19 protein-coding genes and 1 riboswitch are annotated in these 24,148 nt (G+C 55.7%); of the genes, 10 read left to right on the top strand and 9 right to left on the bottom strand.

Features of this window, described 5'->3' with window-relative positions; all coding sequences use genetic code 11:
- Positions 1–95: 95 nt before the first annotated feature.
- Positions 96–2,036, top strand: a complete 1,941-nt coding sequence (gene ygfT / locus K7B04_RS17660; RefSeq protein ID WP_223802644.1) for a formate-dependent uric acid utilization protein YgfT — start codon at positions 96–98, stop codon at positions 2,034–2,036.
- Positions 2,033–2,497 carry a 4Fe-4S dicluster domain-containing protein gene (locus K7B04_RS17655; RefSeq protein ID WP_223802643.1) on the top strand — a complete coding sequence of 155 codons (465 nt, stop codon included), beginning with the start codon at positions 2,033–2,035 and terminating at the stop codon, positions 2,495–2,497. Before ygfT ends, K7B04_RS17655 begins: the two co-directional genes overlap by 4 nt.
- A gap of 154 nt (positions 2,498–2,651) precedes the next feature.
- Here K7B04_RS17655 and ssnA read toward each other — a convergent pair whose 3' ends face one another.
- The 3 genes from ssnA to K7B04_RS17640 all read right to left on the bottom strand — a co-directional run bounded on the left by ssnA (position 2,652) and on the right by K7B04_RS17640 (position 7,894).
- Entirely contained in the window at positions 2,652–3,986 is a 1,335-nt protein-coding gene (gene ssnA / locus K7B04_RS17650; protein WP_223802642.1) for a putative aminohydrolase SsnA, read from the bottom strand.
- Positions 3,983–7,054, bottom strand: a complete 3,072-nt coding sequence (ygfK, locus tag K7B04_RS17645) for a putative selenate reductase subunit YgfK (RefSeq protein ID WP_223802641.1) — start codon at positions 7,052–7,054, stop codon at positions 3,983–3,985. Before ygfK ends, ssnA begins: the two co-directional genes overlap by 4 nt.
- Before the next feature lie 255 nt (positions 7,055–7,309).
- Complete coding sequence (locus K7B04_RS17640) at positions 7,310–7,894, bottom strand: NTP transferase domain-containing protein (protein WP_163446377.1); 585 nt, start codon at positions 7,892–7,894, stop codon at positions 7,310–7,312.
- A 38-nt stretch (positions 7,895–7,932) separates the two neighbouring features.
- On the opposite strand from K7B04_RS17640, the gene yqeC reads away from it, so the two are divergent.
- Both yqeC and yqeB read left to right on the top strand, forming a co-directional pair.
- A complete protein-coding gene (gene yqeC, locus K7B04_RS17635) occupies positions 7,933–8,691 on the top strand; it encodes a selenium cofactor biosynthesis protein YqeC (RefSeq protein WP_223802640.1) in 759 nt (252 codons plus the stop codon).
- A gap of 42 nt (positions 8,692–8,733) precedes the next feature.
- On the top strand, positions 8,734–10,359 hold the full coding sequence (gene yqeB / locus K7B04_RS17630; protein ID WP_223802639.1) for a selenium-dependent molybdenum cofactor biosynthesis protein YqeB: 1,626 nt from the start codon (positions 8,734–8,736) through the stop codon (positions 10,357–10,359).
- A gap of 49 nt (positions 10,360–10,408) precedes the next feature.
- Here yqeB and arcC read toward each other — a convergent pair whose 3' ends face one another.
- The 5 genes from arcC to ygeW are packed head-to-tail and all read right to left on the bottom strand — an operon-like array spanning position 10,409 to position 16,502.
- Entirely contained in the window at positions 10,409–11,341 is a 933-nt protein-coding gene (gene arcC, locus K7B04_RS17625) for a carbamate kinase (RefSeq protein WP_223802638.1), read from the bottom strand.
- 12 nt (positions 11,342–11,353) lie between these two features.
- Positions 11,354–12,760 carry a dihydropyrimidinase gene (gene hydA / locus K7B04_RS17620; protein ID WP_223802637.1) on the bottom strand — a complete coding sequence of 469 codons (1,407 nt, stop codon included), beginning with the start codon at positions 12,758–12,760 and terminating at the stop codon, positions 11,354–11,356.
- Between the two features lie 44 nt (positions 12,761–12,804).
- Positions 12,805–14,022 carry a YgeY family selenium metabolism-linked hydrolase gene (locus K7B04_RS17615; protein WP_064545433.1) on the bottom strand — a complete coding sequence of 406 codons (1,218 nt, stop codon included), beginning with the start codon at positions 14,020–14,022 and terminating at the stop codon, positions 12,805–12,807.
- A gap of 32 nt (positions 14,023–14,054) precedes the next feature.
- A complete protein-coding gene (dpaL, locus tag K7B04_RS17610; RefSeq protein WP_163446372.1) occupies positions 14,055–15,254 on the bottom strand; it encodes a diaminopropionate ammonia-lyase in 1,200 nt (399 codons plus the stop codon).
- A gap of 60 nt (positions 15,255–15,314) precedes the next feature.
- Positions 15,315–16,502, bottom strand: coding sequence for a knotted carbamoyltransferase YgeW (gene ygeW / locus K7B04_RS17605; RefSeq protein ID WP_163446371.1), 1,188 nt, complete (start codon positions 16,500–16,502; stop codon positions 15,315–15,317).
- A gap of 19 nt (positions 16,503–16,521) precedes the next feature.
- Between ygeW and K7B04_RS17600 the strand changes: the two genes are divergently transcribed.
- The 3 genes from K7B04_RS17600 to K7B04_RS17590 all read left to right on the top strand — a co-directional run bounded on the left by K7B04_RS17600 (position 16,522) and on the right by K7B04_RS17590 (position 20,651).
- On the top strand, positions 16,522–16,812 hold the full coding sequence (locus tag K7B04_RS17600) for a hypothetical protein (protein ID WP_223802636.1): 291 nt from the start codon (positions 16,522–16,524) through the stop codon (positions 16,810–16,812).
- Between the two features lie 147 nt (positions 16,813–16,959).
- Complete coding sequence (locus K7B04_RS17595) at positions 16,960–18,741, top strand: sigma-54-dependent Fis family transcriptional regulator (RefSeq protein WP_223802635.1); 1,782 nt, start codon at positions 16,960–16,962, stop codon at positions 18,739–18,741.
- Between the two features lie 260 nt (positions 18,742–19,001).
- Positions 19,002–20,651, top strand: coding sequence for an OFA family MFS transporter (locus K7B04_RS17590; protein WP_223802634.1), 1,650 nt, complete (start codon positions 19,002–19,004; stop codon positions 20,649–20,651).
- 77 nt (positions 20,652–20,728) lie between these two features.
- Here the strand turns inward: K7B04_RS17590 and K7B04_RS17585 are convergent, their stop codons facing one another.
- The gene (locus tag K7B04_RS17585) at positions 20,729–21,013 is read right to left on the bottom strand and encodes a VF530 family protein (protein WP_223802633.1); all 285 of its coding nucleotides are present in this window, start codon (positions 21,011–21,013) and stop codon (positions 20,729–20,731) included.
- Between the two features lie 314 nt (positions 21,014–21,327).
- Positions 21,328–21,425: riboswitch (guanidine-I (ykkC/yxkD leader) on the top strand.
- A 57-nt stretch (positions 21,426–21,482) separates the two neighbouring features.
- Between K7B04_RS17585 and K7B04_RS17580 the strand changes: the two genes are divergently transcribed.
- The 3 genes from K7B04_RS17580 to K7B04_RS17570 are packed head-to-tail and all read left to right on the top strand — an operon-like array spanning position 21,483 to position 24,147.
- A complete protein-coding gene (locus tag K7B04_RS17580; RefSeq protein ID WP_223802632.1) occupies positions 21,483–22,541 on the top strand; it encodes a putative urea ABC transporter substrate-binding protein in 1,059 nt (352 codons plus the stop codon).
- A 17-nt stretch (positions 22,542–22,558) separates the two neighbouring features.
- Positions 22,559–23,374, top strand: a complete 816-nt coding sequence (locus tag K7B04_RS17575; protein WP_223802631.1) for an ABC transporter permease subunit — start codon at positions 22,559–22,561, stop codon at positions 23,372–23,374.
- Positions 23,371–24,147: an ABC transporter ATP-binding protein gene (locus K7B04_RS17570; RefSeq protein ID WP_163446365.1), complete on the top strand. Its 777-nt coding sequence runs from the start codon at positions 23,371–23,373 to the stop codon at positions 24,145–24,147. Before K7B04_RS17575 ends, K7B04_RS17570 begins: the two co-directional genes overlap by 4 nt.
- Position 24,148: the final 1 nt, after the last annotated feature.

The following is a 24,148-nucleotide window of genomic DNA, read 5'->3' as shown; positions in this document are numbered from 1 at the left end:
CGCAAAAAATCACCTCGACAGACGCGAAACCAAAAATGCGCCTGAATATTGCATCGCGACCCTTGATGAATATCTGAATAATAAAAGGGAAGCTAATGAACCGATTTATTGTTGCTGATGCCGCCAGCTGTATTGGTTGTCATGCCTGCGAGGTTGCCTGCGTTACCGCCCATCATCAGGATAACTGGCCGTTACATCGGCAGGATTTCATGCCGCGTATTCATGTTGTTTTCCACCGTAAAGAGAGTCGTACCGCCACCTGTCACCACTGTAACGACGCGCCCTGTGTGGCTTCCTGCCCAACCGACGCCCTTTATTTCGCCGATAACAGCATTCAACTGAAGCAGGAAAAATGCATAGGTTGTAAGAATTGCGTCATCAGTTGCCCGTTCGGGGCCATCGAAATGGTGGCCGCCAATGAAGATGCGCCACAGCTGGCGCAGAAATGCGACCTGTGTAGCAAACATCCCAGCGGGCAACCGGCCTGTGTGGCAACTTGCCCAACGCAGGCGCTGCGCTTGATGGACGAACAACAGCTTGAAAAATTACGCCGCGAGCGCCAGACGCGAACTGTGCTCGGACAGCCGGTGCAGCCCCGTCAGACAGGCCGTCGCGAAATGTTTCTGGCAAAACCGCCTCGCGTCGGCGCCGGGAAGGTGGACGCCGCGCTGCGCAAAACGCATTTCGAGGAGATTTACTACGGTTTGTCCTGCTCAGCCGCAGAATATGAGAGCGAACGCTGCCTGAGCTGCGCGCAGAAAGCGTGGTGCAACTGGACCTGTCCGCTGCATAACCACATTCCCGATTTTATTCGCCTGGTTAATGAAGGAAAAATCATTGAAGCGGCGGAGCTGTGCCACCAGAGCAGTTCGCTGCCGGAAATCTGTGGCCGCGTTTGTCCGCAGGATCGTTTATGTGAAGGGGCATGCACGCTGAAAAACGAAGGCGGCTCGGTCGCGATTGGCAATCTCGAACGCTACATCACCGACACCGCGCTGGCGATGGGCTGGCGTCCGCAGGTGGTTGGCGTGACGCCGCGTAAGGAGCGGGTCGCCATTATTGGCGCCGGGCCTGCCGGGTTGGGCTGCGCCGATATTCTGGCGCGCGCAGGTGTGCAGGTGGATGTTTTTGATAAGCATCCGGAAATTGGCGGGCTGCTGACGTTCGGCATCCCGCCATTCAAGCTGGATAAAGGGATCCTCGGTATGCGCCGGACGATCTTCAGCGAAATGGGCATTCAATTCCATCTGAACCAGGAAGTTGGGCGTGATGTCGACTTCAATGATTTAGTCGCCAATTACGACGCGGTGTTCCTTGGCGTCGGTACCTATGGCCTGATGGCGGCGGGGCTCGAAGGTGAAGACGCGCCGGGTGTGATCCAGGCGCTGCCGTTCCTGATTGCCAGCACCCGCGAGGTGATGGGGCTGGAAGAGAGTCCGGAGTACCCGCTTATCGATATCCAGGGCAAGCACGTCGTGGTGCTGGGCGGTGGCGATACTGCGATGGACTGCCTGCGTACGGCGGTGCGACGCGGGGCCGCGAGCGTGACCTGCGCTTATCGTCGAGACGAGTTGAGCATGCCGGGGTCGAAAAAAGAGGTGGTCAACGCGCGGGAGGAAGGTGTGGAATTCCAGTTCAACGTCCAGCCGCAGTATATCCAGCGCAACCGTAAGGGACAGGTCAGCGCGATCGGTATGATCCGCACCGACATGGGGGAACCCGGCCCGGACGGACGTCGTCGTCCAAGACCGATTGTTGGCTCCGGCTTTGAGCTCCAGGCGGATGTGCTGATCATGGCATTTGGCTTCCAGGCCCACGATATGCCGTGGCTACGCGGCCATGGCGTGCAGCTGGACCGTTGGGGCCAAATCCGCACCGGTGGCAGCGGTCGCGGCACCACGCAAACCAGCAATGACAAGATTTTTGCCGGCGGTGACGCGGTACATGGCGCTGACCTGGTGGTCACGGCGATGGTGGCGGGGCGTCAGGCCGCCAGTGAAATGCTGACGCTGTTTAAGAGTAAGGAGGGGGCATGACCAGCTTTATCATGGCTAATCCGGCGTCCTGTATCGGCTGTCGCACCTGCGAGATAGCCTGCGCGCTGGAACATGCCACAGAGTCTGCGGCGTTCGCGCCGCGCTTAACGGTGCTGCGTCTGGATACGCTTAGCGTGCCGGTGATGTGTCATCAATGTGAAAATGCCCCCTGCGTGGGGGCGTGCCCGGTAGGTGCATTAAGTATGGGGGACGAGCGGGTTGAAGCCGATGATTCCCGCTGTATCGGCTGTCAGAGCTGCGTGGTGGCCTGTCCGTTTGGCGTGATTAACATTGCGTCAGCTAAAAATCAGTCGGCAACGATTGTGAAGTGCGATCTCTGCCGCGGGCGCGAGCGCGGCCCGGCCTGTATTGACGTCTGTCCAACCTCTGCGTTAAGCAAAATCACCGGTGAGACGCTGGCGGAAATGCAAAAGCAGCGCAAGATAACCACCGCGTTCTGACGTGATTGCCGGGGATGAGTGGCTTCCCCGGCGACAACTGCGTCACGATCTGTATTTTGGCTTTGTGCCGTCGCCCATTGCCCCCAATACACTGTTTTATAAAATTTAGTTTGTTGACCCGGCCAGCACGCGCGACCGGGCCATTGGTTGTGGATCAGTCTAGCCCATCCATCCGTTTCCACATCTTCGCCGCCACGTTGCGCGCCTCGGCAAAAATCGGCTCGCAGTCGAAGGTAAACTCACGGTTTTCATAGACCATCACACCGTTGACCATCACGCTGTGCACGCTGCCCGATCCCATGCCAAAAGCAATATGTCCGGCGATGTTCTCCGCCACCAACGGGGTGGGCGGCAGATAGTCGCAGACGGTGAGATCCGCTTTATATCCCGCGGCAATACGACCAAACTGCGCATTGAAGTTGCGACTGAGCAGGGTATTACCGTTACTGAGCGCACGAGCAAAGCTGTCTGGCCAGAGCGGGCCACCGGCGTCGCGATGTTTAAAGAAGGCGAACTTCAGCTCTTCGAACATATCGGAGCCGATTCCGTCGGTACCCAGCGCCAGATTGCGATAGGCGACGAGCTTGCGGTTATAGCCCACGTGGTTATTCATGTTCGAACGTGCGTTATGCACCAGGAACCCGTCGCGCTCGTTGAGCAAGGCGATATCGGCGTCGGAGAGATACAGGCCGTGAGCGATCAGCGTTTTACGGTCGATCAGGTCAAATTCCGCGAGGCGAACCAGTAAATCCTTACCGTAGTGATGGTGACTATGCGAGACGTCGTAGCTGTCCTCCGCCGCGTGGATATGCAGCCCGCGCCCGGTCGCTTTCACCGCTTCGCTGAGCATGGATAAACCCGCATCGGTCACGGTGAACGGCGCGTGCGCGCCGATATGCGCCTCGACCAGATAGGGTTCTTTCCCGGCTTCCCGCGCACGGTCTATTTCGCGCGCAAAACGGATATTTTCTTCGACGCTGGCCTGCAGTTCCTGCTGGCCGCCGTTACGGTCGGTAGTTTCAAAGCAGGTCATGCCGCGCAGGCCGACCTTCAGGAAAGCGTTACGCAGTTGGCTGAGCGACCCGGCAATGTAGTTCGGCGAGGCATGATGGTCGATGACGGCCGTACAACCGCTGCGAATCGCCTCCATCGCGCAGATAAGCCCGCTGTAGTACAGCGATTCCTCGTCCAGCGCGCGGTCCAGCCGCCACCATAGGTTTTTCAGCGTGGAGATAAAGTCCGGGCTCGGGGCGATATTGGCCTGGATACCGCGCGATAATCCCGAATAGAAGTGGTTATGTGAGCAGACCATCCCCGGCATCACCAGCTTGCCGTGCATCTCTTTGATTTTTGCCTGCGGGTAGTGATGGCAAAGATCGTGCCCGACCGCGATGATGTCCGTATTTTCAATCACGATATCGACATTTTCCTGCACCATTGCCGGATAGAGTTGGGCGATGGTGGCATTTTTCAGCAGTAACTGGCTCATACTTCAACGGCCCCCAGAAGATAGTGATGATGACGATGGACATGGCTGATGATGCGGCACATGGCGTCTAACTGCGGTGGTATCTGATTGAACTCCCCATGGTCGTCGAGGGTCAGCAGCCAGGTTTGTTCATTCTGACGAATATGAACGCGATTCCCCTCGACCAGGAAGCCTGGATTGCTGCTGTTGCTGAAATCCTGCGGCAGGCTAAAGACGGTAATTTTGTCTTTGTACGGTTTGCCCTGCCATGGGCAGAACTGGGCGCAGTTACCGCATTCGTTGCAGTAGGCGTCCAGGTGCAGCGTCTGATAGCGATTTTCGAAGCCGGGGACGGCAATCGACACGTTGGCGCGGTTCGGGCAAACGTCCACGCATTTACTGCACACATAGTTGCATTCCAGGCAGCGTGCGGCTTCCTGGGCGACGAAAGCGTCGCGATCGTCTTTGCCTACGTTGGCAAGCACAATGGCGCCTTTACGCCGGTAAATTTCAGCGGGATCCACGTTGTTCCAGTGTTTGTCGCCATGGTGGCTGCGGATGTTTTCTCGCGCCAGAATGGTATCCGTTGCCCGGCGGGCGTTACCGATGGCGGAGACAATTGAAGACGGGCCGCGCTGAACGTCGCCAATCAGGAAAACGCCCGCTTTACGGGTTTCACCGTCGGCGTTCACTTCCGGCCAGCCGTTTGCGTCCAGCGGAATGCCCATCGCCGCGAGCGCGTCACCGTCCTGCTGCTCGCCGATGGCGGTAATCAGCGTGTCGACCTGTAGCGTACAGGTTTCTGCTGTCTCTACCGGTCGGCGGCGGCCTTTTTCATCCACATCACCGAGCGCCATGACGCGTACGGTCAGTGTACCGTCGGCATCGAATCGCTCCGGATTATTCAGGAAGCGGAAGGTGACGCCATCGTGTACCGCTTCTTCATACTCTTCGCGCCAGGCGGGCATCTCCTGCTGCGAACGGCGGTAGATGACGGTTGCCTGCTCTACACCCGGCACGCGCAGGGCGGCACGGGCACAGTCCATCGCGGTATTGCCCGCGCCAATGATGGCCACGTGCTTACCTAACTTCAGGTTATCGCCGCGGTTATATTCACGCAGGAAGGACAACGATTTACGCACGTTCGGGTTATCGCCCTGCAGCTTCACGCCGCTGTTTTTATCGGTACCGGTGCCGACCAGAACGTAGCGGTATCCCTGTTGCTGAAGTTTTTCCACCGTCAGGTGCGGGTCGCAGCCGTAGACGATGTTGACGCCGTGGCTCACCACAAAGTCGATATCCTGCTGGATAAGCTCGCCGGGAATACGGAACTGCGGAATGATATTTCGCACCACGCCGCCCGCGTTAGCTTCGCGTTCAAATAACGTGACACTGTAACCTGCGCGTGCGAGGAAATAACCCGCGGCCAGCCCTGCGGGACCGGCGCCAATCACTGCCACCGGGTGCTGGGTGCCGGAACCGGCGGGTTTATGCCAGCGACGCTGATATTCATCCCAGCCTTTTTCGAGGGCGATTTTCTTCAGTTCACGAATATTCAGCGCGCTATCGTAGTCGAGGCGTGTGCAGTTGTACTGGCACTGATGGTCACAGATATGACCGGTAATGGCCGGCAGCGCGTTGCGCTGATAGATAAGTTCCAGCGCGTCAACGTAGCGCTGTTCGCCCATCAGTCGAATGTACTCCGGGATATCTTGCTTGATGGCACAGGCGCTCACGCAAGGGGCAACGTAGCAGTCGGTCAGCGGCAATTTTTCGCCGACATCAATACGATCGTCCGGCTTCCAGTGCTTCTGGGTATACTCCATGCTGACCGCTTTTTCCGCTAGCGCGTTCAGGCGCTTCACGTCGACCTGAGTCATCTGCCAGCCGTCGGCCTGTTCCAGTTCGCGCATACATTCGCTTAAGCGCAGATAGCCGCCGGGCTTCAGCAGATCGGTGGCCATGGTGATCGGGCGGATGCCGGTCTCGAAAATATCGCGGATGTTCAGTTGGCTGGCGCCGCCGGAGTAGGAAATAGGCAGCTTGCCGTCAAACTCGCGCGACAGCAGGGCGGCGACGTTGATTGACAGCGGGAACAGCGCGCGTCCGGACATATACATTTCGTCGCCCGGCAGCGCGCCTTTGTTGTTTACCGTACCGAGGGTATTGGTCAGCTTCACACCGAAGCCAAGATTTTTACTTTTGGCCAGCGTCATCAAGCGCTTAAGCATTTCCAGCGCCTGGCCAATTTTCAGATCGTGGTCGAAAGAAGCTTCGTTCAGGCCAATATAGCCAAAGCCGCAGGTATCGAGAATTTCACGTACTCGCTTGAAGCCCAGCAGCGTCGGATTGAGTTTCACGAAGGTATTCAGCTGCTTTTCTTCCAGCATATAGCGACAGATGGCTTCAATTTCGCCCGGCGGGCAGCCGTGCATCGTGGAGAGCGTCACCCCCTGAACCAGTTTTGCCGGAATGCGGTTCACCAGCGCGGCGTTTTCTGGCCGATGTTGTCGCAGCCAGCGAGTTAGCGTGTCGCGATACTGGGCAAACTTGGGATGCGATCCGGCGTTCATCATGTTGTCGATAAACTGCTGCATCGGAGGCTGTTTGATACCTTCGAGGTTATAGCCGACGCTCATATTGAAGATAAACGACTTGCCGTCTTTAACCGGCGTCAGCGGCAGGATCTCCTCCAGCAGGTGCAGAATAAACCACGCCTTCAGATACTCATCCCACGCCTTAAGCAGGGTAAACTCGGTGGACCATTCGGTATTGAAACATTCATCTTCGGCGTCGATACAGGGTTTTTCCAGCTCCAGACGGTCGAGGATTTGTACCGTTTTCAGTTCGATAAACCGTCCACCGGTCAGCCAGGACGTAATAATATTTTGCGCCAGCTGGGTATGCGGCCCCGCCGCCGGGCCAATCGGCGTCGCGCAGGTTTCACCAAACACGCTCACCTTATGCGGGCTGTTTTGTGAATAAAACTGCTGTTCCGGAATACCAAAGATGGAACGATGATTCTGATATTCATCAACAATACGCGTTAAGAGTTCCTCAAACGGAACGGGACGCATGATATCGCCCATAATCCTCTCCTTAGACTTACCTGTTAAATCATAGTGGCCGGTATTGAGATAATTCCGACGGATAAGGGGAGGTCAGCAACAATCACACCAGATATTGAGGTAATAGAGAGAATTAGTCAGGAAATGTGAGAGAGATCTAAAGTTAAAACGGCGTGATGCAGCGTGATTCGATTTGTTGATGAGAATTAAAATCACTCAGGCAAAGACGCTTTGCTTATTTATCAATAATGATAGCGGGCTATCAAATTGATAATATCATTTGGGCATTGATGTATTGTGGTTCTTATTTAAGCGAGTAAAGTCTTCCGGGGTATCAATATCGAGGATAATTGCGGGATTATTGAGCGTTAGCTTACGATAGGGGCCTGTGAGTAGACATTGACGTACCGAGGTCTGGTGAGCGTCGCTTAAACACTGCTGCAAATTACCGGTAGACGTGAGAATGGGATGCCCCGGCACGCCCGCGTAATATGGCAGCAGCGTACCTTCGAAGCGCTGTTGCCAGAGTTCATCAAAAACACCATCGTCGAGGCATGGTAAATCGCCGTGGGTGATAAAACAATAATCATGGCGTAATGCCTGAATACCCGCCTTTACCGAAGAATAGAGCCCCTGGCGGAAGTCAGGATTATAAATCAGGGTCATGTTGGGCATGCCAGAATATCGTGTTATTAGCTCCTTATGGCGAAATCCGGTCACTAAAATAATATGCGAGCAGCAGCGGCGCGCATTTTTAATACTTGCATCAAGTATTGTGCCATCCTGCCAGGGTAACATCATTTTCCATTGTCCCATTCGAGAGGACAGCCCCGCGGCGGTAATAATGCAATCGACCTCCATTTTTATCTTTGCTCCTGAATATAGGGATATCGCGCAACATGGAAAATATACCGCACGTTGACGATCTATTATGTGATTTGAACGCCACTGCTAGCCCTTTACTGATTGCCGCCGTGGGGGCGGGTGGGAAAACCAGCACGTTGTTCTGGCTGGCAGAGCTGTTTCAGCAGGCAGGGCGACGCGTGCTGCTGACCACCACGACCCATATGTTTGTCCCCCACACCTTGCCGGTCACCCTGTGCCGCGATCCGCAGACACTGCCCGCCACATTCTGGCAGCAGCCGATACAGGCGTGTTTTTCTGCCTGGCTGCCGGCGTCAGGAAAGGTCAGAGGCTTTACGCCCGCCCAACTGGACGCGCTCATGGCGAGTGGCCTGGTGGACGTCGTGCTGGTAGAAGCTGACGGCGCTCACGGTTTTGCACTTAAAGCGCCGGATGAGCATGAACCTTGCATCCCTCATTCCTGTTGTTGCGTAGTTGCCATTACAGGAGCAGGGATGCTCGGAAAACCGATTGGGCCAGCCACTGTCCACCGCTGGCCACTTTTTTCCCGCATCACCGGCGCTACGGCGCATGACGCGCTCATGTGGCCGATGTTGCATCGCCTGGTTCAGCATCCGCAAGGCGCGTTTAAAGGCGCGCCAACGGGCTGCCGGCGTATCTGGCTGCTCAACCAACTTTCTCAAAATGAGAATTTGCAGCCTGGCAATTTGATAATGAGAAAGGATGTCGACGTCATCTGGGCCGGTTCGGTCCAGTCGCGTCCGGCGATTACGCGCAGACGAGTGAGAAAGTGACTCCATTCTGGGGTGATCAAGGAATATCCATTTGAGGTTGTTATGAATATTTTCTCAGAAGCGGCAAGACTCGAAGCACAAAACCGTCCGTTCGCGCTGGCGCAAATCGTCGACAGTCGCGGTTCCACCCCCCGACATTCCGCGCAGATGCTGGTCCGTGATGACGGCAGTATTGTCGGAACGATCGGCGGCGGTATGGTTGAACGCCGGGTCATTGATGAAGCCCTCGATGCCCTGCGTGAAAAAGCCTCGCGCATGTTTCATGGCCGGATGGCGCGTACCGGGGCCGATGCGGTGGGCTCGGACTGCGGCGGCGCGATGTCGGTGTACATCAGCGTTCATGGCCTGCGCCCCAGGCTGGTGTTGATTGGCGCCGGTCATGTGAATCGTGCTGTGGCTCAGAGCGCAGCATTGCTGGGTTTTGAAATCGCGGTGGCGGATATTTACCCGGAAAGCCTCAATCCTGAACGTTTCCCGCCGTTCACCCAATTGGTACAAGCACAGAGCTTCGGCGATGCCGTGGAAAAACTGGCCGTTCAGCCGGATAACTATGTGCTGATCGCCACCAATAATCAGGATCGCGAAGCGCTGGATAAGCTGGTCGTACTGCCCACCGCCTGGCTGGGCCTGCTTGCCAGCCGTCGTAAGGTGCAGGTGTTTTTACGTCAGCTGCGCGAGAATGGCGTTGCCGAGGAACATATCGCCCGGCTGCACGCGCCGGTGGGCTATAACATTGGCGCCGAGACGCCGCATGAAATCGCCATCAGCGTGCTGGCGGAGATCTTACAGGTGAAAAATCGCGCGCCGGGCGGGCTGATGATGGCCAGCGACTCGCCAACGCAACCGCTGCGGGTGGTTATTCGCGGGGCGGGCGATATCGCGACGGGCGTGGCGCTGCGATTGTGGCATGCCGGTTTTAAAGTGGTGATGCTGGAGGTGGAGAAACCGACGGTGATTCGCCGTACTGTGGCTTTTGCCCAGGCGATATTTGACGGTGAAATGACGGTAGAAGGTGTGACCGCGCGTCATGTTGCCTCTGCCCAGGACGCTATGCGGGTGGCGGAGAGCGGTACCATTCCGGTGCTGGTTGATCCGCTGTGCGAGTCGCTGCGCGAGCTGAAGCCCGACTGCGTGGTGGATGCGATCCTGGCGAAAGAGAATCTGGGGACTCACTGCGGGCTGGCCCCGTCGGTGATTGCGCTTGGGCCGGGTTTTTGCGCGGGAACCGACTGTCATGCGGTGATTGAAACCAATCGTGGTCACTGGCTGGGGCAGGTTATCTATCAAGGTCGCGCGCAGGAGAACACCGGCGTACCGGGAAATATTATGGGGCATACCGCCAAACGCGTGATCCGCGCGCCAGGCGCGGGCGTGATGCGCGCTCGCGTGAAGCTGGGCGACATCGTCAACGAGGGCGATGTGATTGCCACCGTTGGTGAGGCTGAAATTCGGGCTCCGCTCAGCGGTATGGTGCGCGGGCTGCTCAACGATGGTCTGGTGGTCGATATTGGTTTTAAAATCAGCGATATCGACCCGCGCGGTGATAAGGCTGACTATACCAGCGTATCGGACAAGGCGAGGGCGATTGGTGGTGGTGTGCTGGAAGCGTTGATGATGCTGACAAATCAACGCATTAAACAGCAGAATCGTAGCCCAATTGCCGTATAAGCCAACGCCGGGGCCGCGCTGAGCCTGGCCCCGGCGTTATTGGGTGGTTTTATCCTTCGATAATGGTGCCGGTTTTACCTTCAATACCTTCCTTCGCTTTGCTCAACACTGTGATCAATGCTTTACGCCCAGGACGGGAACGGGCAAAGGAGGCTGCAGCTTCCACCTTCGGCAACATGGAACCTTTTGCGAAATGTCCTTCAGCAATAAAACGGTCGGCGTCGCCTAAAGTGAGTTTATCCAGCCACTGCTCGTTGGGTTTACCAAAGTTGATGGCCACTTTCTCCACCGCGGTCAAAATGATAAGCATATCGGCATCAATCATGGCTGCCAGCTTCGCGCTGGCCCAATCTTTATCAATGACCGCGCTGGCACCGCGCAGATGATTCCCCTCGCGGATCACCGGGATCCCGCCGCCGCCGGCGGTGATCACCACGTGGCAGGCATCCATCAGCGCTTTTACCGTTTCTTTTTCAATAATATCAATCGGCTGCGGTGAGGCGACCACGCGGCGATATCCGCGCCCGGCGTCCTCTTTCAGGATGTATCCCTTTTGGGCCAGCTGTTCCGCCTCTTCTTTGCTGAAGAAGGAGCCGATCGGCTTGGTAGGGTTACTGAATGCTGGATCGTTGGCGTCAACCTCCACCTGGGTAATCAGCGTGGCGACCGGAATATCCATATTGCGTGACAGCAGCTCCTCGCGTAGCGCATTTTGCAGGTCATAACCGATATACCCCTGACTCAGCGCCACGCACACCGACATTGGCAGCATTGGGGTATGGGCATCGGTTTTGGCGGCGGCTTCAAACGCCAGATTGATCATCCCCACCTGCGGGCCATTGCCGTGGGTTACTACCACCTGATGGCCTTGTGCAATCAGGTCGACGATGGCCTGTGAGGTTTGTTTAACGGCCTGCATTTGCCCGGCCAGATCGTCCCCCAGTGCGTTTCCGCCCAGGGCGAGTACGATTTTTTTACTCATGAAATCCTCTCTTTAAGATGGCATGCCGCTTACAGGAAGGGCTGCGGAAGAAAAGGGGGCGCGCCGCAGGAAACGGCCCTGACCGGCGACGCCGCAGAAGGTGCCGTTACTGAAGATGACCCGGCCACGCGACAGCGTCTGGCGGATGGAGCCCTGACAGATAAAACCTTCCCACGGCGAATAGTCGGCGTTGTCGTGCAGCATTTCGTGACGAATGGTGGTCGTCCGGCGCGGATCGATAATCACCACGTCGCCGTCCGCACCTGCCGCCAGCACGCCTTTATGTGGCCACAGGCCGAACAGCTTCGCCGGATTAGCGCTGGTGAGGGCGACGAAATGTTCGGGCGTAATTCGTCCGGTCATCACACCGTGAGAGAACAGCAGTAGTAGACGGTTTTCAGCCCCCGGCAGACCGTTCGGGCAGCGGCTAAAATCGCCGTTTGACAGATGCTGACGCTGGGCCATCGAAAAGGCACAATGATCGGTGGCTATCACATCGATGGAGCCGTCGCTCACCCCGCACCACAGCGCGTCATTGTTGCTGGCATTACGCAGCGGCGGGCTGAGCAGATATTTCAGCGCATCCTCGCGTTCATAGCAGCGGTCATCGAGCAACAGATACTGCGGGCAGGTTTCCACCCACACCGGTTGATGACGCGAACGCGCCAGCTTCAGGTATTCCAGCCCCAGTCCGTTCGACAGATGCACGATATACAGCGGCGCATTACCAGCGAGTTGCGCTAGGTTAATCATGCGCGCGATAGCTTCCGCTTCGCATTCCAGTGGCCGGCTCAGGGCGTGATAGCGCGGCGCGGTTTTCCCCTGTGCCAGAAATTCAGCGCGTTTACGGGCAATGGCGGCGTCGTTTTCCGGGTGCACGGTGGTCAGTGCGCCCGCGCTGTGCAGATGGCGCATCACCTGAAGTACGTCGTCATCGCTCAGCTTGTACTGGTAGGTTAAATAGAGTTTGAAACTGCTGATCCCCGCGTCGACCATCATGGGAATTTCATCGAGGATCGCAGCGTTGATGTGCTGAATGACGCCGTGAAAGCTGTAGTCAATGACGGCTTTGTAAGCGGCGTAACCGTGATAGGTCTCCAGCTGATGGCGCAACCGACAGCCTGCCGGACCAAATCCCATATGATCGACGACAGTGGTTGTACCGCCACAGGCCGCGGCGCGGGTGCCGGTAAAGAAATCGTCGCAGCTGCGGGCCAGACCGGTATCAATGTTGAAATGGGTATGAACATCCACGCCGCCGGGCATCACGTAGCAGCCGCTGGCGTCAATCACTTCGCAGGGTTGTTCGACGGTTATCTCTTCGGCCAGTCGGCTAATCAGGCCGTTTTCAATAAGCAGGTCCTGTCTGGCCCGTCCGTCGGCGTTGACGACGGTGCCGTTTTTAATCAGTACGCGCATATAAACTCCAGACTCCCGCCGCGAACGGCGGGAGGAATAGCGGACTACAGTGACTCGGTGGCCAGCCAGCTCAGCGGAATTGCGGCATACATTGCGGCGCAGGTGACCAGGTGTGACTTCCAGGTTTTTTCGTTTGGCGCGTGGGCTTCCGGCTCTTTACCCGGACCAAAACCAATCACCGGAATGCCGTGACGGCCCATGATCGAGACGCCGTTGGTGGAGAAGGTCCACTTATCGACCACCGGGGCTTTGCCGAAGAGGCCTTCATAGGCATTGCTCAGCGCGCGCACGGTGAAGTGATTCTCTTCCACCTTCCAGGTCGGGAAGTAGCACTCGGTCGGATACACCAGCCCGGTCCAGGATGGACGGTCATAGTTGTACATAGAGACCACCGCACCGGCTTTTTGTACCGCAGGCAGGGCGCGAATTTCCTCCAGCGCGCCTTCCCAGGTTTCACCCCACGTCAGACGACGGTCGATGGAAACGGCACAGCTATCGGCGACCGCGCAGCGGCTTGGTGAGGTAAAGAAGATTTCCGAGACGGTGAGGGTGCCTTTACCGAGGAATTCATCGTTGCCCAGCTTGTGGGAAAGATCCTGCAGTTCGTTGAGAATCGGCCCCATTTTAAAGATGGCGTTGTCGCCGCGTTCTGGCGCGGAGCCGTGGCAGCTGACGCCAGAGACATCGATACGAATCTCCATGCGGCCGCGCTGACCACGGTAGATCTGGCAGTCGGTGGGTTCGGTGCTGACCACGAACTCCGGACGAATGCCGGACTGTTCGATAATATACTGCCAGCAAAGCCCATCGCAGTCCTCTTCCTGCACCGTACCGGTCACCAGCAGGGTATATTCGTCTTCCAGCCCCAGATCTTTAATAATCTTGCCGGCGTAGACCATCGACGCCATCCCGCCTTCCTGGTCAGACGCGCCGCGCCCGCCGATGAGTTCGTCGGTTTCCATGCCCTGGTAGGGGTCGAAGCTCCAGTTCTTGATATTACCGATACCCACGGTATCAATATGCGCGTCCATCGCCACCAGACGTGGGCCGTGGCCGATATAACCCAGCACGTTACCCATAGGATCGATTTCCACTTTATCGAAGCCCACTTTTTCCATCTCTTCTTTGATGCGGTGCACCACGCGCTTTTCATCGCAGCTTTCGCTTGGGATAGCAATCATATCGCGCAAAAAGCGGGTCATGTCCTGTTGGTAGTGGTTGGCTTTTTCAACAATCAGTTTAAAAGGAATATGCTTAGCCATGAGGATGTTCTCCAGTTCTGAATTTGTAGGATTTATTGCGCTGCCGGATGCTTACCTTCCCAGACGATTTCCCGATAATGCTTCACGTCGGTGTCGCCTTCGGTGCTGATGATCAGCACGACGGAGTGGCTATCCAGCTGCAGTTTGTTCATGAGCGCGTCGCGCTGTGGGTGATAGTGAACGGCGGCGAGTACGCCAAGGCCGACCGCGCCGGACTCCCCGGAAATGACGCGCGGGTCGTGGCCAGGCGGGTTACCCAGCACCCGCATACCCAGTGCGGAAACCGCGTCCTGGCAGGAGATAAACTGGCTGGCGCAGTTGCGCAGAACTTCCCAGCCGAGCGGGTTGGGTTCACCGCAGGCCAGACCCGCCATGATGGTGGCCATATCGCCGCCGACGTTGACGATTTGCCCCTTCACCCCGGAGCGGTAGAGGCAGTCGGCCAGCTCGGGCTCAACGATGACGGAACGCAGATTCTCCGCGCCGTAGACGTCTACCAGGTAGCCAAGCACGCCGCCTGCCAGCGCGCCAACGCCGCCCTGCAGGAAAACGTGCGTTGGGCGAGCGATGCCCATCGCCGACATTTGTTCAACGGCTTCATCGGCCAGCGTGGCGTAGCCCTGCATAATCCAGGTGGGGATTTTGGTGTAGCCATCCCATGCGGTATCCTGTACCACCTCCCAGCCGTTTTTCTGCGCCGTCTGCATGGTGAAGCGCACGGTATCGTCATAGTTCATGTCGGTGACGATACACTCCGCGCCCAGACGCAGAATGGCGTCCACGCGTTCCTGAGCTGAACCTTTCGGCATGTAAATCACCGCGTTTTGCCCCAACTGCTGCGCCGCCCACGCCACGCCGCGTCCGTGGTTACCATCGGTGGTGGTGGCGAAGGTCATTTTTTCTTTAATGCGCGATTTCAGGCCATCGAGTGACAGCGCGTTGATATCCAACTGGTACTTTTCACACAGTAATTGTGCAATCGCGTAAGAACCGCCCAGCATCTTGAAAGCGTTAAGGCCAAATCGCTGCGACTCGTCCTTCACCAGAATTTTGTTTACGCCAAACAGGGTGGCCAGTTCATTCAGCGCGTACAGCGGCGTGGGTTGGTAACCGGCAATTTTCTGATGGAAACGGCGCGCCTGTTGCGCAGGCTCGCGCGCAAACAGCGGCGAGGTTTCACCGGTATAAAAACGGTTATCGGCAATATCCATTTTCAGTGAGAAAGCAGACATACACTGTCCTTATTCATCATTACGGGGGAGTGATGCTGGCCCGCAGGCCAGCGAAGGTGGCTATTTGATGCGTTTCTGCGCCTCGGCCAGCAGTTGCTCCAGCAACTTGCCCGGCTTCGCGTATTTGCGGCAGAGGATCATGGCGGCGATGATGTACGGCTTCCAGCTGGCCTCTTTGTAGGTGGCAATACGGTATTTTTCGAACACCGCTTCGGTGACTTCACCTTCATTACAGGAAACGCCGGTAATATCGGCTGGCAGGCAGTGCATATACAGCGCGTCGCCGTCACGGGTTTTCGCCATCATCTCTTCGGTGCAGTGCCAGTCTTTATGCTGGGCGTTTTGCGCCAGACAGGCTTTCTCCAGCGCCTTCAGACCGTCGTGATCGTTAGCGCGCAACAGCTCGGTACGCTGCTCCATGACCTGATACGGCGCCCAGGACTTCGGATAGACGATATCGGCATCTTTAAAGGCTTCTGCCATGTCCGTCACCTGACGGAAGCTGCCGCCCGAGGCCTTGGCGTTATTTTTCGCGACCTCAATCACATCAGGAATCAGGTCGTAGCCTTCCGGGTGGGCGAGGGTGACGTCCATACCAAAACGGGTCATCAGGCCAATAATGCCCTGCGGCACAGAGAGCGGCTTGCCGTAGCTTGGAGAATAGGCCCAGGTCATGGCGATTTTCTTGCCTTTAAGATTCTCCAGCGAACCAAAGTGTTCACGTAGCCAGGCCAGATCGGCCATCGCTTGCGTCGGGTGGTCAATATCACACTGCAGGTTAATCAGCGCCGGGCGCTGCGGCAGCACGCCCTGTTTGTAGCCATCATCCAACGCTTCGCCCACTTCACGCATATAGGCATTACCCGCGCCAAGATACATATCGTCGCGAATGCCGATAGCATCGGCGCAGAACGAGATCATATTGGCGGTTTCACGTACCGTTTCGCCGTGGGCAATCTGCGATTTTCCTTCGTCGAGATCCTGCTGCGCCAGCCCGAGCAGATTCAACGCCGAGGCATAGGAGAAGCGGGTACGGGTTGAGTTATCGCGGAATACGGAAATCCCCAACCCGCTGTTAAACACTTTGGTGGCAATATTTTCCGCACGCAGCGTTTTTAACGCTTCCGCGACGTCCAGCACCTGCTTGAGTTCGTCCGGCGACTGTTCCCAGGTCAGCAGAAAATCCTTCTCATGCAGATTGGAGTTCAGCGTGTTGATATCCTTAATCAGTTCGTTAACAGTTTTCATATTTCAATCCTGGTCGTGAATGACGGGCTTATTGATTGCTGGTTACCGCTGCGGCGAATGCCAGCGCTGGTATTTCACTAACAATAAGCGTGCCAATTTCCAAGAGACCCAATTAACAACGGTCAATATGCGGAAATTATGCGATGGATATCACGAAAAGAATGCGTTGATGTTGGGTGGGAATAACATGGGGGCGCTGTGGTCAGGTGATGTGTTTATTTATACATGGTTTTTTTTTCAGGCGTTATATTACCCGTCAGCAGAGAAACGCACCATATTGATAAAATCATCATCGAAATTATCATATTGATATGAAAATGTGATACCACTTCCATATTTGATTCAAGAATTGAAAAAGAGAAAGTGCTCAGGTCAATTATTGCCAGGGGCTGCGGTAGTATCATTGTAAAGAAATAAGCGTTGACGTTCACCCCGTTAGCTTTCAGTGAGTGATATTATGATACCTTCCAGTTCATCATCTATCTTGATGCAGATTCAGCCTACAATTCAACGTTTTGCCCGCATGCTCTCCAGCGTTCTTCAGCTTGAAGTTGAAATTGTCGACAATACGCTATGCCGCGTGGCCGGGACAGGAAGTTATGGGAAATTCCTTGGCCGTAAATTAAATACAGACTCGAGACTTCTTCGTTACATAATTGAAACAAAAAAGGAGAAGGTTGTTACCCATTCTCGTTTTGATCCCCTCTGTAAAGGTTGTGAAAGTAAGGAAACCTGCAAAGAAAAGGCCTTCCTCGGAACGCCGGTGATTTATCAGGAGCAGTGCGTCGGCGTTATTAGCCTGATTGCCCTGACGCGCGACCAGCAGGAGCGAATAAATGATAATATCACCGAGTTTTCCGATTATGTTCGTCACGTCTCCTCCATATTTGTCTCCCGTTTACTGGAGGATCAGAGCGGTGGCGACAATATCCAGAAAATGTTTTTAACGATGCTTGACAATATGGACCAGGGCGTGCTCGTTGTCAGTCAGGAACAGAAAGTCAAATTTGTTAATCAGGCAGCGTTAAAAATCCTTGGGGTGTCCCAGGGGAATATGGTGGGTAAAGAGATTCATTTCCGGCCTCTGACGTTCGCGCAAAATTTTATTCGCGGACACGTTCAGCATGTCATTTCTATTGATGATAAGAAAGAGCTCATCATTGGTCAGCTGCACGCCATTCAGGATCAATGGCTGTTTCTGATGGCGTTTCATCAGTCACACTCTTCGGCGGATATTACCGCGCCGCAGGAGGGGCCGCAGATTGAACAAATGGTCGGAGAATGTCGGCCAATGCGACAGCTGAAAAAGCTGATAACTCGCGTTGCCCCCAGCCCATCAAGCGTGATGATTGCCGGAGAAAGCGGAACCGGTAAAGAGGTTGTCGCCCGTGCGGTGCACAAGCTGAGCGACCGCAAAGATAAGCCGTTTATTGCCATTAACTGCGCGGCCATTCCTGAACAACTGCTGGAAAGCGAGCTGTTTGGTTACGTGAAAGGGGCCTTTACTGGCGCATCGGCCAACGGCAAAACGGGGCTCATTCAGGCCGCTAACCACGGGACACTGTTTCTGGATGAAATTGGCGATATGCCGCTCACGCTGCAAGCCAAGCTGCTGCGCGCCATTGAATCACGTGAGATCCAGCCGGTAGGGGCCAGTCATCCTGTGCCGGTGGATATTCGAATTATTTCCGCCACCAATCAAAACCTCGATCAATTTATCGCCGAAGGTAAGTTCCGGGAGGATCTCTACTATCGTCTCAATGTGATTCCGTTACGTCTGCCGCCGTTACGTGAACGTCAGGATGACATCGAACTGCTGATTCACTATTTCCTGCATCTGCATACCCGTCGGCTGGAGCTGGTCTATCCCGGTGTCGCGCCGGAGGTGATTGCACTGCTGAAAAGCTATCGCTGGCCGGGCAATATTCGTGAGTTGAGCAACCTGATGGAATATCTGGTCAACGTGGTGCCCTCCGGCGAAGTGATTGATGTTTCGCTGCTGCCGCCAAACCTGGTGAGCAGTGGAAAAATCGGCGAACGTCCGGATGCCCGAGGGGCAACGGTGCTCAAAACCGCGAAAGAAGAGGAGGGGGTCACCGGGCTTGAAGAGATGGAACGTCAGATGATTCGCGATGCCTTGAGCCGCTATAGCAATAAAAAGCAGGCAGCAGACGAGTTAGGTATCGGGATTGCTACGTTGTATCGCAAGATCAAAAAATACGATCTGATCGTTATCTAGATCCGCCTGCGGAAACCAACGTCGCTGTCGTATCACTCTGAGAGCGACGTTTATCAAAATCGACATTATCATCTCGTTTGTATACCCGTTCATAATTTAACCGACTATAGCTGGTTTTTTTGTTCTGTTAGTCAGGTGCTGCTTGCTCGCTTCAGTCGTCATTTCTGTACGTATTTTGAGCGAATGGCACCTTTCTTGCCTTTTACCTCCTGTCTCCGACGGCGCGTTCGTCGGCCATTACACATGAAAAGGACAGGAATATGGCGCAAATGAATGAAAACATCGCCACCGCACCGGTTTCACCGCTGCGCGAGTTTTTTGCCAAACCGCGGATTATCGCCAGACCGGGTTTTAACCGCTGGCTGGTGCCGCCCGCTGCGTTGGCCGTCCATCTTTGCATCGGTATGGCCTATGGGTTTTCCGTTTACTGGCTACCGATGTCCCAGCTTATTGGTGTTAGCGAGCACTTACAATGCCCAGTTAACCTCTCCTTCTGGCAGCAGCTGGTGACCCGCGACTGCGACTGGAAGATCTCCATGCTCGGGTGGACTTATACGCTGTTTTTTGTGTTTCTCGGCTGTTCGGCAGCATTATGGGGAAGCTGGCTGGAGAAGGTAGGGCCACGGCTGGTGGGCTTTGTGGCGACGCTGTGCTGGTGCGGAGGGCTGCTGCTATCCAGCGTGGCGATCTATTTTCATCAGCTCTGGCTGCTGTGGTTGGGGGCCGGGGTGATCGGCGGGATCGGCCTGGGGCTTGGCTATATTTCCCCGGTTTCCACACTTCTGCGCTGGTTTCCTGATAAACGCGGCATGGCGGCCGGGATGGCAATTATGGGCTTTGGCGGCGGGGCGCTGGTGGGCGCACCGTTAGCTAACGCGCTGATGAATTTCTTTGCCGGGCCGGAAGGTAACGGCGTGTGGCAAAGTATCCTGGCGCTGGCGGCGATCTACGCGTTATTTATGCTCTGCGGTACCTTTGGCTACCGCTTACCGCCGATGGGCTGGCACCCATCGGGAGAAAAAGCGCAGAACACGATCCGCAATCACTCAACTATTCAGGTTCACGTGAGCGTGGCTTGCCGTACGCCGCAGTTCTGGCTGTTATGGCTGGTACTGTGGCTGAATGTTACCGCAGGTATTGGCATCCTCGGCATGGCGTCGCCGATGCTGCAGGAGATCTTTGCCGGCAAGCTGCTGTCGCTCGACCTGAACTGGTATGCGCTGAATAGCGAACAGCTGAAGCGCATTGCCACCATGGCGGCGGGATTCACCGGTTTACTGAGCCTGTTTAATATTCTGGGGCGTTTCTTCTGGGCATCGGTCTCTGATTTATGCGGACGCAAAATGACTTTTGCGATCATTTTCTGCCTGGGCGCGGTGCTGTACGGCACGCTGCCGCTGGTCAACCATGGCGGTTACGTGGCGCTCTACGTCTGCGCGCTGTGCGTTATTATCTCGATGTACGGCGGGGGTTTTGCCAGCATTCCGGCCTATCTTGCCGATGTTTTTGGTTCACAAATGGTAGGGGCGATTCATGGGCGGCTGCTGACCGCCTGGTCGGCGGCGGGGATTAGCGGCCCGGTGCTGGTGAACTATCTGCGTGAATATCAGCTGGCGCATGGTGTGACGCCCGAGCGGGTTTATGACATTACGCTGATAGTGCTGACCGGCCTGCTGATCATCGGTTTTATCTGCAACCAACTGGTGCGACCGCTGCCGGAGAAATACGCGATGACTGCCGAACAGCAGCAGCAGGCGAAGGGGTTGTATACCATCAATAAAAATGCTCAGCTGACCTGGGAGGCTCAGCCGTCGACGCTGTTAATGACGGCAAGCTGGCTGGCCGTTAGCGTGCCGCTGCTGTGGGGTATAGCAACCACGCTGCAGGAGGCGGTGAAATTCTTCCTGTAAAGACAATGACCGACGCCAGCGAGCGTCGGTCGTGGTCTGATATCACAACGGTTTATAGGGCAAACCGTTAGTACGCATCAGTGCTTAGCGCGGCTATTTGCCCACGGATCGAACGCCGGTTCTGCCGGCGTCACATCAACTTCGTCATGTAAGGCATCGAGATATAAGGCTTCAACTTCCGCACGCGCCCAAGGCGTACGGCGCAAAAATTTGAGGCTGGACTTCACGCTGGGGTCATTCTTAAAACAGTTGATTTTGATCAGTTGGCTCAACCGATCCCAGCCGTAGCGGGCGACCAGCGCGTTAACCTGCATTTCAAGGGTTACGCCGTGTAGAGGGTCTTTAGAGGTATGCGCAGTCATGAGCGTCCATCGTTGATGAAATTTAGCGGAGGAAGAGTACAAGAAAGGCGCGGATCCGGCAACGCGGATTGATCTTCTGATGGCGGAACAGGAGGTTTGCGAGTTTATTATCAGAAACCTCTGCGCATATTCATCGTAGGGTGGACTTTAATATATTTCCCCAGGCACCACCGCAGTGCACCACCTCCACAAACCCTCCCCAAAATAGTGATTCCTCGGATAACACAATCTCTAATCAACTGATAATAAAGAAAATTAAATCCTGGCATATCCCTTGCTTAGATAAACCGGAAAGGGCAGCACACACAATCTAATCAATAGCTGGCTAGGGTTCCGGTTCACTGAGTGAATGACTGGTCCAAGAGCTGGCGACCTCTGAGAGGTTACACGGCGGGACAAAAGCCCGGGAGACAGCAGCACCCATTGGTGTCGCGCTGCCCCCTAATTTTGTGCCACTCAGAGGTCAAGCATGAAGAAAACGCCATTACTCCGCTCTGTTGTACTGTCGCTGGCAATGCTGGTCAGTCTCCCCACTTTTGCTGCTGTGAAAAAAGAGTTCAACGTCTGCTGGACCATCTATGCCGGGTGGATGCCCTGGGGGACCATTAGCAGCAGCAAAATTATCGATAAATGGGCCAACAAGTACGGCATCAAAATCAACGTAGTACAGCTCAACGACTATATCGAATCCATCAACCAGTACACGGCGGGCCAGTTCGATGGCTGCACCATGACCAATATGGATGCGCTGACCATTCCGGCCGCAGGTGGCGTAGACAGCACCGCACTGATCCTCGGTAGCTACTCGGAAGGCAATGACGGCGTGGTGATGAAGGGCGAGGGCAAGACCCTTAACGATCTAAAAGGGATGAAGGTCTACCTGCCAGAATTGTCCGTTTCCCACTATTTACTAGTTCGCGGTCTGGAAAAAGCGGGACTGGCGGAAAAAGACGTTACCGTCGTGAACACCTCAGATGCGGACATTGTCTCGGCGTTTGGTACCTCCGGCGTACAGGCGGCAGTGGCCTGGAACCCGCAGCTTTCTGTTATCAAAGGCACGCCGAAAACCACCGAAGTGTTCAGCTCCTCGCAGGTACCGGGTGAGCTTATCGACATGATGGTCGTCAACAGCGAAACCCTGAAAGATAACCCTGCACTCGGCAAAGCCTTAACCGGCGCGTGGTACGAAATGATGGGGATGATGAAAGCCCAGGATACGAACGCGCTGAATGCAATGGCGGCCGCCTCCGGCACAGATTTGGCTGGATATCAGGCGCAGCTGAAGACCACCCATTTGTTCTACACCCCACAGGACAACATTGCCTTTATTAGCTCCCCGGAACTGGCGAAAACCATGCAGCGCGTGGCCGCGTTCTCCTTTGATAAAGGGCTACTGGGCGATGGAGCGCAGAGTGCCGATTTTATTGGTATGCGCTTCCCTGGCAACGTGACTCAGGGTGATGCCCATAACGTCAAACTGCGATTTGACGATAGCTTCGTGAAAATGGCCGCTGCCGGCACGCTGTGATAACGGACGGAGTTCCCATGCGACAAATTAATCGTCATCCCACTTCTGGTATGCGGCTGATACTGGTCATGATGCCTTTCCTCCTGCTGCTGGCTGCCTACTTCTTTGGCTCGGCGGTACGGCTGGAGGCTAACCCGCAGGACAAGCTGCTGCCGGGTCTCCAGCAGATGCTGGATGCGCTATCACGGATGGCGTTTACCCCGGATAAACGCAGCGGTGAATATCTGTTCTGGGTCGATACCCTGGTCAGTCTGGCGCGTCTACTGGTTGGGCTAACCATTGCCTCACTGCTGGGCCTGTGTATCGGCGTGACGTCCGGCGTGTTCCCGCTGTGGCGCGCGTCGCTGTCACCGCTGATGACGGTGTTGTCGATGATCCCGCCGCTGGCGATTTTACCGGTGCTGTTTATCGTTTTTGGCCTCGACGAACTGTCGAAAGTGATGCTGATTGTTATCGGTATCACGCCGATGCTGGCACGCGATCTGGAGCATCGCGCCTGTGAAATCCCGCCGGAGATCCTGATTAAAGCCCAGACTCTGGGCGCGAATAGCTGGACGCTGGTGCTGCGCGTGGTGCTGCCGCAACTGCTGTCGCGTCTGCTGACTTCGCTGCGTCTGCTGCTGGGTTCGGCATGGCTGTTCCTGATTTCGGCTGAAGCCATTTCATCCACCGCCGGATTGGGCTACCGCATTTTCCTCGTGCGCCGCTATATGGCCATGGACGTGATTATCCCTTACGTCCTGTGGATCACGCTGCTGGCCTGGCTGATGGATCTGGCGCTGCGCAAACTACATCAAACCTGTTTTCCCTGGGCGGAAGGAGGGAAGGCATGAGCTTTATCACTATCAACAATATCTGGCAGGAATACGGCGACCACGTCGTACTGGAACGTCTTAACCTGCAGGTGAAAGAGGGCGAGTTCTGCTCGATGGTTGGCGCGTCCGGCTGCGGAAAATCGACGTTTTTGCGCCTGCTGCTCGGTCAGGAAACGCCGAGCCGGGGTTCTATCACTCTGGATGGTCAACAGCTCCATGCCGAACCGGATAGCAGCCGGGGCGTGGTGTTCCAGCGTTATTCAGTTTTTCCACACCTGAACGTGCTGGATAACGTCGCTATTGGTCTCGAACTGCCGCAATCACCACTGTTCGGGCGACTGTTCGGCGCCAAAAAACGCGCGGTACGCGAGCGGGCGACGGAGATGCTGGAAAAAGTCGGTCTTGGCCATGCGCTGGACAAATATCCGGCGCAGCTTTCCGGCGGCATGCAGCAGCGTTTAGCCATTGCGCAGGCGTTTATTATGCAACCGCGCGTACTTCTGCTCGATGAGCCTTTTGGCGCACTCGACCCAGGCATTCGTAAAGACATGCATGCGCTGCTGCTGCAGCTGTGGGGTGAAACTCGCATGACCGTATTTATGGTCACCCACGATCTATCCGAAGGTTTCAACCTCGGCACCCGTTTACTGGTGTTCGACAAAGTGCGCATCGACCCTCAGGCGCCCAATGCCTTTGGCGCGCGCATTACCTATGACATTCCGCTCAACGAAACGCGGCTCTCTGCGCTGAGCGGTACGGCTCCCGACAACGTTTATGCCTTAAGGGGTTAAT

The sequence above is a fragment of the Kluyvera sp. CRP genome (assembly GCF_019930565.1).
GTDB lineage: Bacteria > Pseudomonadota > Gammaproteobacteria > Enterobacterales > Enterobacteriaceae > Kluyvera > Kluyvera georgiana_A.
This window is presented reverse-complemented; position numbering and strand designations above follow the sequence as displayed.

What these genes read in the sequence shown, in the direction of transcription:
- ygfT (WP_223802644.1), top strand. Translation starts at nt 96, where the DNA reads ATGAACCGATTTATTGTTGCTGATGCCGCCAGCTGTATTGGTTGTCAT.
- K7B04_RS17655 (WP_223802643.1), top strand. Translation starts at nt 2,033, where the DNA reads ATGACCAGCTTTATCATGGCTAATCCGGCGTCCTGTATCGGCTGTCGC.
- ssnA (WP_223802642.1), bottom strand. Translation starts at nt 3,986, where the DNA reads ATGAGCCAGTTACTGCTGAAAAATGCCACCATCGCCCAACTCTATCCG.
- ygfK (WP_223802641.1), bottom strand. Translation starts at nt 7,054, where the DNA reads ATGGGCGATATCATGCGTCCCGTTCCGTTTGAGGAACTCTTAACGCGT.
- K7B04_RS17640 (WP_163446377.1), bottom strand. Translation starts at nt 7,894, where the DNA reads ATGGAGGTCGATTGCATTATTACCGCCGCGGGGCTGTCCTCTCGAATG.
- yqeC (WP_223802640.1), top strand. Translation starts at nt 7,933, where the DNA reads ATGGAAAATATACCGCACGTTGACGATCTATTATGTGATTTGAACGCC.
- yqeB (WP_223802639.1), top strand. Translation starts at nt 8,734, where the DNA reads ATGAATATTTTCTCAGAAGCGGCAAGACTCGAAGCACAAAACCGTCCG.
- arcC (WP_223802638.1), bottom strand. Translation starts at nt 11,341, where the DNA reads ATGAGTAAAAAAATCGTACTCGCCCTGGGCGGAAACGCACTGGGGGAC.
- hydA (WP_223802637.1), bottom strand. Translation starts at nt 12,760, where the DNA reads ATGCGCGTACTGATTAAAAACGGCACCGTCGTCAACGCCGACGGACGG.
- K7B04_RS17615 (WP_064545433.1), bottom strand. Translation starts at nt 14,022, where the DNA reads ATGGCTAAGCATATTCCTTTTAAACTGATTGTTGAAAAAGCCAACCAC.
- dpaL (WP_163446372.1), bottom strand. Translation starts at nt 15,254, where the DNA reads ATGTCTGCTTTCTCACTGAAAATGGATATTGCCGATAACCGTTTTTAT.
- ygeW (WP_163446371.1), bottom strand. Translation starts at nt 16,502, where the DNA reads ATGAAAACTGTTAACGAACTGATTAAGGATATCAACACGCTGAACTCC.
- K7B04_RS17600 (WP_223802636.1), top strand. Translation starts at nt 16,522, where the DNA reads ATGACGGGCTTATTGATTGCTGGTTACCGCTGCGGCGAATGCCAGCGC.
- K7B04_RS17595 (WP_223802635.1), top strand. Translation starts at nt 16,960, where the DNA reads ATGATACCTTCCAGTTCATCATCTATCTTGATGCAGATTCAGCCTACA.
- K7B04_RS17590 (WP_223802634.1), top strand. Translation starts at nt 19,002, where the DNA reads ATGGCGCAAATGAATGAAAACATCGCCACCGCACCGGTTTCACCGCTG.
- K7B04_RS17585 (WP_223802633.1), bottom strand. Translation starts at nt 21,013, where the DNA reads ATGACTGCGCATACCTCTAAAGACCCTCTACACGGCGTAACCCTTGAA.
- K7B04_RS17580 (WP_223802632.1), top strand. Translation starts at nt 21,483, where the DNA reads ATGAAGAAAACGCCATTACTCCGCTCTGTTGTACTGTCGCTGGCAATG.
- K7B04_RS17575 (WP_223802631.1), top strand. Translation starts at nt 22,559, where the DNA reads ATGCGACAAATTAATCGTCATCCCACTTCTGGTATGCGGCTGATACTG.
- K7B04_RS17570 (WP_163446365.1), top strand. Translation starts at nt 23,371, where the DNA reads ATGAGCTTTATCACTATCAACAATATCTGGCAGGAATACGGCGACCAC.